The following is an 11,656-nucleotide window of genomic DNA, read 5'->3' as shown; positions in this document are numbered from 1 at the left end:
CAAGACTCCTCTTTATTAATGTCCTACATACCCGTTACCCTGAATCATTTCCGGGCTCTCAAAACCTGGGCCGACAGTTCCGACGCCCAGGTCGACCTGGACGTCAGAACTTTTAACCTCGAGGTGAAGCTCCGTAATCGCTACTACACGCTCAAACCCAGATTTCTGTTGAATAACAATGGGCAGATGGCCTATTCGACGGAACTGGCTAAAAACGTGACAGGTTTCATCGGCTGGTTGCCTTATGACATCCTGCGATGGGATTTTGCGCAGGACAAATTGGTGTTCAAGGAGTTTCTGAAAAAGGCCGAACTCGGTTTTCCGGAAACGTGGCCCTCTATCAGCGATGCCAAAGGTGGCTTCCTGGTGAAGCAATCGACGGGGTCGTTTGGTTACCAGATTCTGGGTCCTTACCGGGATGCTGGCGAAGTGCCAAAAATCAAGTATGCGGGACCGGAGAGCCAGAATCGGGGTGTTGATTTTGCCGAGCAATTTATTGTTGGTACCAACCTGAAAGTCTGGTTCTGGGGGGCAACGGCTTTTTATGCGCACGTTCATGCCTATCCCACCGTGGTCGGCGATGGCGTATCGACCGCACAGGCACTGATCGAAGCGCGACTGGCGCGCACGGGTCAAACACTTGGTGCCGACGGAGGCAATGGGAACGTACTTTCTTCGCTTGCCTTCCAGCAGGTCTTGCCCACCCAGATACTCGATGAGGGGCGCGAGGTCTGGATCGACTTCCGCTACGGCCGCCATTACGCCTCTACAGCACCTCGTACGGAGTCGGACAACGACCTGGGCCGCGTCAATGCGCAGGTCAGGCAGCAGATTGATGCGATTGGCGTGAAAGCTGCACAGGAAAGCTTTCGCCGCTTCAAGGCGCCGGTGCTTTACGCGATTGATGGAGTGGTCGACGAGGCCGGCAAGGTGTGGTGGCTGGAAATCAATTCCAACCCGATGCTGCCCCCCGAGGGATATCCGTTAGTCTTTTTATCCTTGTTCGGCGCAGACAAGAAATCCTGATATGACCGAGAAGTCTGCCGCGTCACTTTCCCGCAAAACGGCTGCGTCGGTGCCTAACAGGGTGCTCAATGACGCCACGCCCGCGGATGTGAGGGCGAGCTTTATGGATCCCGACCGGCTGTCCCCCATGATGGCTGGCTCTTGCCGGCTTGAGGGAGCGCTGCTCGTGGTTCGCAGTGCGACGCGGGATGTGGAAGTGCGAGCGCCGAAGGCCATGCTGGCACAGGTATTCAAACTGTGCGACGGTACGCGAACCGTCACCGAGATATTGCAGCGCTTGCCTGCGAGTTTTGATGCAGGGGAATTCGGGCAGTTCATTGAGTTCCTGCTGAATCAGGGCGCCCTGATTGATGCCAATCTGGTCAGTGCGCATGCAGCGCGCTACGCGTTTCAGGGCAGTCCTTTTGGCCTGTCTGCGGATGCGGCCATTACGAACCAGATCTGCCGGAGATTTCTCTGGAACAGGGACGCCGCCGCTGCAGAGCTTCCACTCCACGCCCGAAAGGTGACGGCGCAGCCATTGCGGGATTTCTTTGCCGGGCGCGTGTCGACGTATACCTTTGACGAAAAGGATATTTCCGAGCGCGCCCTGCTGGGTTTGCTGTGGTCGGTGGCGGGTGTGGTGAGCGTCAAGCATGAGCGCGTCGGTTATGTCACGCCCAAGCGGACCATTGCTTCGGCCGGCGGAATGCAGCTCGTGCAGGTCTTTGTGGCCCTGCAGAAAAATGTGGGTGTATACAAACCTGGTGTCTACCGCGTCAGCTATCCGGATGAAGGGATGGTTGCGCTGGAACTCCTGGGTGATGGTCAACAGTTGATGCCAAGGGCGTTTTCCAAGCCGTGGGAGCTGACCTATGCCACCGGAGCCGTTTTTCTGGCGGCGGACACCCGGGTGGCGGCCATGCGGTATCGCAACCGTTCCTTGCAGTACCTCTTTATGGAAGCGGGGGCGGGCTTGCACAATGCCGGCCTGAGCGCATCGCAACTCGGCCTGGGTTTCGCGACGATCGGGGGTTATTACGAAACCATCGTTGGCAAGATGTGCCGGCTCCAGGGAGAGCTGGTGCTGGGGTCGGCGATATTTGGTGCAAAGCCCACGCCTGAACAGATACGCCTGATTGATCGCTCACCGGAGCTGGACTTCGCGTGGGTAGACGGTGACTCGGCACGCTTTGCCATGCCCTTTCACCTGGGACGGGCCAAGCTGGTCAAGTCCGACGACAACAGGCCCCACACCTGGGGCAGGGACGCCGACCCCTGGCTTGCTTTTCGCAAGGCGTCTGCGGAAGCCGTTGAGCGCGAAGGATTTCGGGAGCCCCGCCAGCTTGCCTGGGGCCGGCTGGACTCTTTTCCGAACGGACTCGATCCGGCCCAGTTCGTCAAATACACCGACGAGCAATACGCAGATCCGGAATTTCCGTATGAACGCTTCGATGCCGAAGTGCCCCATCTGTGGACTGCCGGCGTTGATATGAGGTCCGGGGAAGCGGTGCAAATTCTGGCCGAACTGGTGTTTTCGCGCGCGAGCCTCGCGCCCCATGCAAAAATCCAGCGGCGGCCTTTTTCCCAAGTGACGTCATCAGGTTGTGCGGCAAGTACGTCGATGGATGATGCGATTTTTCGGGCCCTGCTGGAGGTCATCGAACGAGATGCCTTCATGAGGCACTGGCTCGCCCAGTCGCCCGGTCATGTTGTAAAGCAGTCGTCCCTGTCATTGCAAACCCAGAGCCGCATCCGGGCGCTTGAGCAGGCTGGCTGCAAGGTGGTCATCCAGAAACTGGATTCTGCCTGGGCTCATGTGTGCCTGGTTGCGGTTCAGAACCAAACACTTCACTTCACCACCATGGGCACGGCGGCCAGCGCGGATTTCAGGAGGGCACTCGAAGGCGCGCTGGATGAGACGGAGGCCCGGGTCTATGCATGGATTCACGGCCATGAGCCGCAGATCACCGGGCCGGCAGAGGTCACCACAACAGACCATCATTTTGAGCTGTACGGTTTGAAGCGCTACTTCAGGCGCGCCGACCATGTTCTTTTCCCGGCTACGGATGCCTCCGACGCACGTATTGCCCCGTTGCAATTCAAGACAGCCGCGCAACTGATCAAACGGTTTACGGCCCGTGGGCTGAGCCCGGTCATGGTGGACATCACACCCCGGCATTGCTTTATCGACCAGGGCCGGACGCCACTTTCGGTGGTAAAAGTGCTGGTCCCCGGGTTGCTGCCTATTTCTTTCGGTCACCTGCGAGAACCTTTGGGAATGGTTCCTCGCGTCCATCCTGGATCAAAATTCCCGCATCCCTTTCCTTAACTTTCACAGGAGCTTTCATGAAAAAAAACCAGACCCCAAAACCTCAAACCGCCAAGGGCGTTCCGTCACGTGAACAGGAGATCAATCCCGTGGGTAACACGCTAAGCACCCATAGCAAGTGGAGCGCCGTGCAACGCGTCCGTTTGCCGCACAAGGTCGGCCTGCCTCTGGGTTGTGGTGGCGGTGGCGATAACATCGAGCGCTGATCGGGCAGGGCCGGTGAGATCGCTTCGGCATTCTCACCGCGTTCTGTAGTTTTTTTATTTCTGGGCTCACGCATGCTTTTAGGGTCGAATGTCAGAGTCTCTGACGATCTGTTTTCAGATGAATTCAAGGGCCGGTTAATCGAAACGGTTTCCTGGATGCCCATGTATTTCCTCAATCGTTGGGAGCGCTTCAAGTCCCACGAGCTGGACATGCATTGGTACTACCCTATCGCGTTCACCGAGAAGCCGTTTGAGGAGGATGTAGAGCCTAAATTGCTGGCGCTGGATGAAAGCCTGTACGCAATTGTTGATTGCTGGAATCAGGTCAAAGCCCATCTGGGGTTCCCGGTGCGTCTTTATGAATGCATGCTGAGCGCCAATACTTTCGGCACTGAGGGCCAGGTGCACCAGGACATCGTTGAAGAGGATCATCGAATCCACCATGTGACGGTGCTCGTCTATTGCAGCAAAGAATGGAACATTGCGTGGGCAGGCGAAACACTTTTCTTTGATGAGCAGGACGAAATTACCAGTGCTGTTATGCCAAAACCCGGCCGCGTAGTGATTGCCGAAGGGGACCCGAAGCACGTTGGGAGGTCTGTATCGCGAATCTGCCCCAACGACCGGCGCGTGCTGGTCTTCAAATTCTGGCGGCTGGCGTCGGCTTAGTCGCACTGTTCGCCAGTGCCGGGTGCGTTGTGCCCGCAGCGGCGACAAAAGAAAAAGCCGGATCGGTCTGAAACCGTCCGGCTTTCGGGATGTGGTGCCCGGGGCCGGAATCGAACCGGCACGCCTTGCGGCGGGGGATTTTGAGTCCCCTGCGTCTACCAATTTCACCACCCGGGCCGCGAGGAGCGAAGCCTCAAATTATGGCACAGTGTGGCCATGAACTATCCAACCATTGAAGACGCGATTGGCAAAACGCCTCTGGTCGCGCTGCAACGCATTTACGCCGCCGAAAACGCCGCCCGCGGCAATGTCATCCTGGGCAAGCTCGAAGGCAACAACCCGGCCGGCTCCGTGAAAGACCGCCCGGCGTTGTCCATGATCAAGCGCGCGGAAGAGCGCGGCGACATCAAACCCGGCGACACGCTGATTGAAGCCACTTCCGGCAACACGGGCATTGCACTGGCCATGGCCGCGGCGATCAAGGGCTACAAGATGGTCCTGATCATGCCGGAGGACCTGAGCATCGAACGCGCCCAGACCATGAAGGCTTTTGGTGCCGAGTTGATCCTGACACCGAAAAGCGCCGGTATCGAATATTCGCGCGACCTGGCCGACCAGATGCAAAAAGAGGGCAAAGGCCGGGTGCTGGACCAGTTCGCGAATCCGGACAATCCGCGCATCCATTACGAGACCACCGGGCCCGAAATATGGACAGATACGTCAGGCAAGGTGACACATTTTGTCAGTGCGATGGGTACAACGGGCACGATTACCGGCGTTTCCCGCTATCTGAAAGAGAAAAACCCGGCGATCAAGGTCATCGGCGCCCAGCCCAGCGAAGGGTCCCGCATTCCCGGCATCCGCAAATGGCTACAAGAGTACCTCCCCAAAATTTATGACCCCCGCCAGGTCGACGAACTGGTGCTGGTGAGCCAGGCTGACGCTGAAGACATGTGCCGCCGCCTGGCGCGCGAGGAAGGCATTTTTGCCGGCATTTCGGCGGCAGGGGCGCTCTGGGTCGCGCAGGAAATCGCCAAAACCGTGAAAGACGCTGTGATTGTCTTTGTCGTGTGTGACCGCGGCGACCGCTATCTGTCTACCGGCGTATTTCCGGCTTGAGCCATTTTTTGAGGCCAAAAATTGGCTTTAGCCCATATGTGACTTGCGCAAGCAGCTATTAAAACGATAGCGAATTGCGCTCCTCAACTCCCTCTTATCCTTTCCTTCTCCTCCTTTTTTGACCATGACCCACGAATTCAGGTTTTGCCCCAACTGCGCGACGCCGCTGGCCATGGTGTCGCAGATGGAAGACGGCGGCGAGAAGGCGCGGCTGCGTTGCCCGGCCTGTGGCTATACCCACTGGAACAACCCCACCCCCGTGCTGGCAGCCGTGATTGAGTACAACGGCCAGGTTTTACTGGCCCGCAATGCCGCCTGGCCCGGCAAAATGTACGCGCTGATCACCGGCTTCATGGAGGCCGGGGAAACGCCCCAAGGTGGCATAGCACGCGAAATCAAGGAAGAAACCAGCCTGGACACCACCTCGCTTGATTTGATTGGCGTCTATGACTTCCAGCGCATGAACCAGATCATCATTGCCTACCACGCAGTCTGCACGGGAGATGTCAGCCTGTCGCCAGAACTGGTGGACTACCGGCTCTACGACCTGGACAAGCTCAAATGCTGGCCTGCGGGCACGGGCTACGCGCTGGCCGACTGGCTGCGCACGCGCGGCCATGAACCTGAGTTTGTGGATTGGGCTACCGTGCTGAGCAAAGTGGAACCGGACGGCGACAGCAAGGCCGGGTAAAACCGGATGGACGGACAAAAGGGGCTTTGCGCTTTGCTTAAAATCGCGGCAACCCAAGGATTTTCATGAACATCGACAAAGAACTCGACACCCGCGGCCTCAATTGCCCGTTGCCCATCCTGAAAGCCAAAAAAGCGCTGACGGAAATGCTCAGCGGCCAGCTGCTTCGAGTTGTATCAACCGACGCCGGCTCTACGCGTGATTTCCAGGCATTTGCCAAACAAACCGGCAACGAACTGGTCGAGCAGCAGGTTGCCGGTAGTGACTTTATTCACGTTTTAAAGCGCCGCTGATTCTGTAACAGGCGGTTATCAGGCTACCTGTTTGCGGCGTTCCCGGCCAGACCAGCCAATTTGCAGGTTGTCGAGGTAATTCCGGAAATACACACCCACTTCCGGGTGCTCCAGAGCCAACTCTACGGTCGCTTCCAGGAAACCTTCCTTGCTTCCGCAGTCATAACGTTTGCCCTCGTACTGGAAGGCATACACGCTCTCCTGGCCCAGCAGGCTCGAGATCCCGTCAGTGAGCTGCAATTCGCCGCCCACGCCGGATGTCTGTTTGCGGATGTGCCCAAAAATCGCGGGGGTCAGGATGTAGCGTCCGGCCACGCCCATGCGTGAAGGCGCCACCTCAGGCGCCGGCTTTTCGACAATCCTTTTGACTTTCATCAGACCGGTGCTGGCGCCTTCCGTGGCTACGATGCCGTAACGGCGGGTTTGATCGAGAGGGACCTCCTGCACCGCCAGGATGGATTGCTGGACCTCGGCAAACTGCGCCGCCATCTGGGCCAATACCGGCTGGCCGCCTTTCGGACCGACCATCAGGTCGTCGGCCAGCAAGACGGCAAAAGCCTCCTGGCCCACCAGGTGCTCGGCACACAGCACGGCATGGCCGAGGCCCAGCGAGCGGGGCTGGCGCACATAGGAAAAATTCATGTCGTCCGGTTGGACAGAGCGCACCAGTGATAGCAGTGCGTGCTTTTGGGCTACTTCAAGTTCGTTCTCTAGTTCATAAGCAGTATCGAAGTGATCTTCGATGGCCCGTTTATTGCGTCCAGTAACAAAAATCATGTGTCGGATGCCTGCGGCGTAGGCTTCTTCCACTGCGTACTGGATCAATGGCTTGTCGACCACAGGGAGCATTTCCTTGGGTTGGGCCTTGGTGGCTGGCAGAAAACGGGTGCCGAGACCGGCAACCGGGAAAACAGCTTTATTTAATGTAAATTTTTGCATCGACTTTGACCGAATAAAAGCCTAAAGTGTTGCGTTGTTGGTACAGCGCATGGGGTCGGACAAATGCCCGAATCTGCGTGAGCACAGCACGCGATCGAGAGTTTGCAGGAAAAAGGATTGACTGAGTGGACATCTTACTTCTTGATGCGTTAGTGCCCGAAGCAATGGCCTGGCTTGAAACCCGCCATGGCGTCGCCTACCATCCGGAACTCGCCGACGACCTGATCTCGCTGCGCAAGATTGCGTACAAAACCAAAGGCATCGTTTTTCCGCGCCAGACTGTGGTCACGCGCGAGTTCCTCGATTTCCTGCCCAAGCTCAAGGCCATCGGGCGCCTGCACGTGGGCACCGACAACACCGACCTGGAGGCCTGCAAGGAGCGCGACATCAAGGTCGTGCATGCCAGCAGCGCCAACGTCCGCTCCAACGCAGAATACCTTTTGAGCAGCCTGCTGCTGCTGTACCGCCGCGGCCTTGTCTCGGCCTTGATGGGACGCCGTCATCCCACGACGCAAATGGGGCGCGAGCTTCACGGCAGCACGGTGGGCATTCTGGGCCTGGCCCCGACGGCGCACACGCTGGCCGGCATGTTAAGCGGGCTCGGCGTGCGGCTTGTCGGCTACGACCCTGCGGTCCACCACACCGCGCCCATTTGGGAGCGCCTGCGCATACAGCCTGTTTCGCTGTCCGAGCTGGTTAGCCAGTCTGATGCGGTATCTGTGCAGATGCTGTACGCCACCCGTTTCCGGGGTTTCGTGAATGACAAATTGCTGGCGGGCTGCAAACGCAACCAATTGTGGGTCGGCATCAGCCGCAGCGAATTGTTTGATGAGGGCGCTTTGGCCGCTGCGCTGTGCGACGGCCGCATTGAAGCCTGCATCCTGGATGGTGCTGAAGCAAGTTTCCTGGGTGACACCTCACCGCTCAAGGGATTGAAGAACCTGTTTGTTACGCCCCGTCTGGGTTCCCACACACGCGAGGCACGCCTGCGCTCGAGCTGGTATGTAGCCCACCGCATGCATGAAGCCCTGGGCACGCAGCATAGCGGCATGGACCAGTTGACCAGCACTCCCATGGGCCTGGATGCAGGCAGTGTCCCGCCGTCGCAGTGGTCTGAACCCGAATTCATGATCAGATAGATGTTGGCCCCCACGGTCGCTCACTGCGTGTAGCTTCCTGCCCCCCCCGAGGGGGCCGCTGCGCCTGCGGTCTGGCAAAGCCGGTTCCGCGGAGAGATAAAGCCCCCACGTTCGCTCGCTTCGCGTAGCTCTCTGCCCCCCGAGGGGGTGCTGCGCCTGCGGTCTGGCAAAGCCAGTCCCGCGGCCCCTGCTGGCGAAGAAACACCCCTTTAACTGATGCTTACGTTGCCAAGGCTTGGCTTCCGCATCACAATAATAAAAAAAGCCCCGCATTGCGGGGCTTTTTTCTGGCGGTAGCCTGGCGCTTATTTCAAGCGTGCCAGTTGTTCGCGAATCTTGGCCAGCGCTGCCTGGTTATCGGCCAGGCGCTTGCGTTCCTGTTCCAGCACGGCCGGGGGCACCTTGTTGACGAAGGCTTCATTGGCGAGCTTGGTTTCGGACTTGGTGATCTCTCCCGCCAGCCGAGCCTCTTCCTTTTGCAGGCGAACCTTTTCCGCCGCCAGGTCGACTTCCATGTAAAGGCACAGCCGCGCTTCGCCGACGATGGCCACAGGTGCAGACTGCGCCGCAGCGGCCCAACTGGCTTCGTCGTCGAACACCTTCACTTCGCTGAGCTTGGCCAGTGCCTTAAGCACCGGGGCAACGCCCTGCATGAAGGCGGTGTCGCCCAGCACATAAAGCGGCATGCGTGTGGCAGGCGACACCTTCATCTCACCGCGCAGGTTGCGGCAGGCATCCACCAGGGTCTTGAGTTTGTTGACGTGCGCTTCAGCCTTCTCATCGATCTTCTCGGGCTGGCTTTGCGGGTACGGCGCGACGCCGATGAACTTGCCTGTTTTGCCCGCGACGGGCGCCACGGTCTGCCACAGCTCTTCCGTGATGAACGGAATGACCGGGTGCGCCAGGCGCAGGATGGCTTCGAGCGTGCGGATCAGCGTGCGGCGCGTGGCGCGCTTTTGCGCGTCATTGCCGGTCTGGATCTGCACTTTGGCGATTTCCAGGTACCAGTCGCAGAACTCATCCCAGACGAACTGGTAAATGCTTCCGGCGACGTTGTCCAGGCGATAGTCGGCAAAGCCCTTGGCCACGTCGGCTTCCACGCGCTGCATGGTCGATGAGATCCAGCGGTCGGCCTGCGAGAAGCTCAGGTAGTTGTGAAACTCTCCGCCGGGTGCGCATTGTTCTTTGGTGTGCTCTTCGAGCCCGCAATCCTGTCCTTCGCAGTTCATCAGCGTGAAGCGCGTCGCATTCCACAGCTTGTTGCAGAAGTTGCGATAACCCTCGCAGCGTTTGCTGTCGAAGTTGATGCTGCGGCCCAGGCTGGCCAGAGAGGCAAAGGTAAAACGCAGCGCGTCGGCGCCGTAGCCGGGGATGCCGGCCGGAAATTCTTTCTCGGTGTTCTTGCGAACCTGTGGCGCAGTCTCGGGCTTGCGCAGTCCTTGCGAGCGCTTCTCCAGCAGCGGCGCAAGCTCGATGCCGTCGATCAAATCGACCGGGTCCAGCACATTGCCTTCGGACTTGCTCATCTTCTTGCCCTGTGCGTCTTTCACCAGGCCGTGGATGTACACGTGTTTGAAGGGCACCTGACCCGTGAAGTGTGTCGTCATCATGATCATCCGGGCGACCCAGAAGAAGATGATGTCATAGCCGGTGACCAGCACGCTTGATGGCAAGAAGAGGTCGAGCTCTTTCGTCTTCTCAGGCCAGCCGAGCGAGGAGAAAGGAACGAGTGCCGATGAGTACCAGGTGTCCAGGACGTCTTCATCACGCGTGAGCTTTTTGCCCGGTGCCTGCTTCTGCGCATCGGCTTCGCTCTCAGCGACATAGACCTTGCCGTCTTCGTCATACCAAGCCGGAATCTGGTGGCCCCACCAGAGCTGGCGCGAAATGCACCAGTCCTGGATGTTGTTCATCCACTGGTTGTAGGTGTTGACCCATTGCTCGGGCACAAACTTCACCTCGCCGCTGGCCACCGCATCGCGCGCCTTTTGCGAAATGGACTTTCCGGTCGGGTCCTGGTCGCTCACCTTGCTGAGCGCCACAAACCACTGGTCGGTCAGCATGGGTTCGACCACTGCGCCGGTGCGTGCGCACACGGGCACCATGTTTTTGTGCGGCACGGCTTTTTCGAGGAAGCCCTGGGCTTCCAGGTCTTTCAGCACGGCCTTGCGGCAGTCATAACGATCCAGGCCCTGGTATTGCGCCGGGCCGTTCTCGTTGATCTTGGCGTCCAGGGTGAAGATGGTGATCAGCGGCAGGTTGTGGCGCAGGGCGACCTGGTAATCGTTGAAGTCGTGCGCGCCGGTGATCTTGACCACGCCGCTGCCGAATTCCGGGTCAACATAGTCGTCGGTAATCACCGGGATTTTTCGGTCGCACAGTGGCAGGTCGACCATCTTGCCGACCAGGTGTTTGTAGCGCTCGTCGTCCGGGTGCACCGCGAGTGCGCCGTCGGCCAGCATCGTTTCGGGCCGCGTGGTGGCAATGTGCATGCCGCGCAGTGGCGAGCCGTCAGCAGCTTTTTGCGGGCCGTCGCTGAAGGGGTATTCGATGTGCCACATGAAGCTGTCACGCTCTTCGTTCTCGACTTCCAGGTCGGACACGGCGGACTTGAGAATCGGGTCCCAGTTCACCAGGCGTTTGCCGCGGTAGATCAGGCCCTGCTCATACAGCTTCACAAAGGTCGAGGTCACCACCGTCGACATCTTCGGGTCCATGGTGAAGTACTCGTGCTTCCAGGCCACCGAGTCGCCCATGCGGCGCATCTGGCGCGTGATCGTCGTGCCGGACTCTTCCTTCCACTCCCACACCTTGGCGACGAAATTTTTGCGGCCCAGGTCGTGGCGGCTTTTGCCTTCGCCCTGCAGCTTGCGCTCCACCACGATTTGCGTGGCGATGCCGGCGTGGTCGGTGCCGGGCACCCACAGCGTGTTGTGCCCGCGCATGCGGTGGTAACGCGTGAGCGAGTCCATGATGGTCTGGTTAAAGGCGTGGCCCATGTGCAGCGTGCCCGTCACGTTGGGCGGCGGCAGCTGGATGGAGAACGAAGGCTTGGCTGCGTCCAGTGTGGGCTCGTACTGGCCGCTTTGCTCCCACTCGGGGCCCCAGCGGCTTTCAATCGCGGCCGGCTCGAAGGACTTGGCCAGGCCGTCCAGCCCCGGCGTGGCGACTTTCACGGCCTCAGGAGCGGTGTTGGCGGTGTCGGAAAGGGCAGGGGCGGCAGCGTTGGTCATGGGGCAATGAAAAACGGCATCGAAGGGATG

At 59.1% G+C, this 11,656-nt stretch carries 10 protein-coding genes and 1 tRNA gene; 8 read left to right on the top strand and 3 right to left on the bottom strand.

Going from position 1 to position 11,656, the window contains the following annotated elements; genetic code table 11:
- Positions 1-18: 18 nt before the first annotated feature.
- From AC1DYR_RS05015 to AC1DYR_RS05000, 4 genes are all read left to right on the top strand, one after another.
- Positions 19-1,026 (top strand): hypothetical protein, encoded by a 1,008-nt coding sequence (locus AC1DYR_RS05015; protein ID WP_477704089.1) that lies wholly within the window; start codon positions 19-21, stop codon positions 1,024-1,026.
- A 1-nt stretch (position 1,027) separates the two neighbouring features.
- Entirely contained in the window at positions 1,028-3,337 is a 2,310-nt protein-coding gene (locus AC1DYR_RS05010; RefSeq protein WP_477704088.1) for a YcaO-like family protein, read from the top strand.
- A 17-nt stretch (positions 3,338-3,354) separates the two neighbouring features.
- Positions 3,355-3,543 carry a hypothetical protein gene (locus AC1DYR_RS05005; protein WP_477687979.1) on the top strand — a complete coding sequence of 63 codons (189 nt, stop codon included), beginning with the start codon at positions 3,355-3,357 and terminating at the stop codon, positions 3,541-3,543.
- 162 nt (positions 3,544-3,705) lie between these two features.
- The gene (locus AC1DYR_RS05000; protein ID WP_477704087.1) at positions 3,706-4,212 is read left to right on the top strand and encodes a 2OG-Fe(II) oxygenase; all 507 of its coding nucleotides are present in this window, start codon (positions 3,706-3,708) and stop codon (positions 4,210-4,212) included.
- Positions 4,213-4,304: 92 nt separating this feature from the next.
- Here the strand turns inward: AC1DYR_RS05000 and AC1DYR_RS04995 are convergent.
- Positions 4,305-4,389 (bottom strand) — tRNA-Leu (locus tag AC1DYR_RS04995).
- A gap of 39 nt (positions 4,390-4,428) precedes the next feature.
- On the opposite strand from AC1DYR_RS04995, the gene cysM reads away from it, so the two are divergent.
- From cysM to AC1DYR_RS04980, 3 genes are all read left to right on the top strand, one after another.
- Positions 4,429-5,331 carry a cysteine synthase CysM gene (gene cysM, locus AC1DYR_RS04990; RefSeq protein WP_477704086.1) on the top strand — a complete coding sequence of 301 codons (903 nt, stop codon included), beginning with the start codon at positions 4,429-4,431 and terminating at the stop codon, positions 5,329-5,331.
- A 124-nt stretch (positions 5,332-5,455) separates the two neighbouring features.
- Positions 5,456-6,022, top strand: a complete 567-nt coding sequence (locus AC1DYR_RS04985) for an NUDIX hydrolase (RefSeq protein ID WP_477704085.1) — start codon at positions 5,456-5,458, stop codon at positions 6,020-6,022.
- Positions 6,023-6,087: 65 nt separating this feature from the next.
- Positions 6,088-6,315, top strand: coding sequence for a sulfurtransferase TusA family protein (locus AC1DYR_RS04980; protein WP_007867181.1), 228 nt, complete (start codon positions 6,088-6,090; stop codon positions 6,313-6,315).
- 18 nt (positions 6,316-6,333) lie between these two features.
- Here AC1DYR_RS04980 and galU read toward each other — a convergent pair whose 3' ends face one another.
- Positions 6,334-7,254 (bottom strand): UTP--glucose-1-phosphate uridylyltransferase GalU, encoded by a 921-nt coding sequence (gene galU / locus AC1DYR_RS04975; protein WP_457279474.1) that lies wholly within the window; start codon positions 7,252-7,254, stop codon positions 6,334-6,336.
- Between the two features lie 125 nt (positions 7,255-7,379).
- Between galU and AC1DYR_RS04970 the strand changes: the two genes are divergently transcribed.
- Positions 7,380-8,393, top strand: coding sequence for an NAD(P)-dependent oxidoreductase (locus tag AC1DYR_RS04970; RefSeq protein WP_477704084.1), 1,014 nt, complete (start codon positions 7,380-7,382; stop codon positions 8,391-8,393).
- A 305-nt stretch (positions 8,394-8,698) separates the two neighbouring features.
- Here AC1DYR_RS04970 and AC1DYR_RS04965 read toward each other — a convergent pair whose 3' ends face one another.
- Positions 8,699-11,626, bottom strand: coding sequence for a valine--tRNA ligase (locus tag AC1DYR_RS04965; RefSeq protein ID WP_477704083.1), 2,928 nt, complete (start codon positions 11,624-11,626; stop codon positions 8,699-8,701).
- Positions 11,627-11,656 lie beyond the last annotated feature (30 nt).

The sequence above is a fragment of the Polaromonas sp. P1_F9 genome, assembly GCF_056405615.1.
Note: the sequence above shows the minus strand (reverse complement) of the source record. Positions and strands in the feature narration are given on the sequence as shown.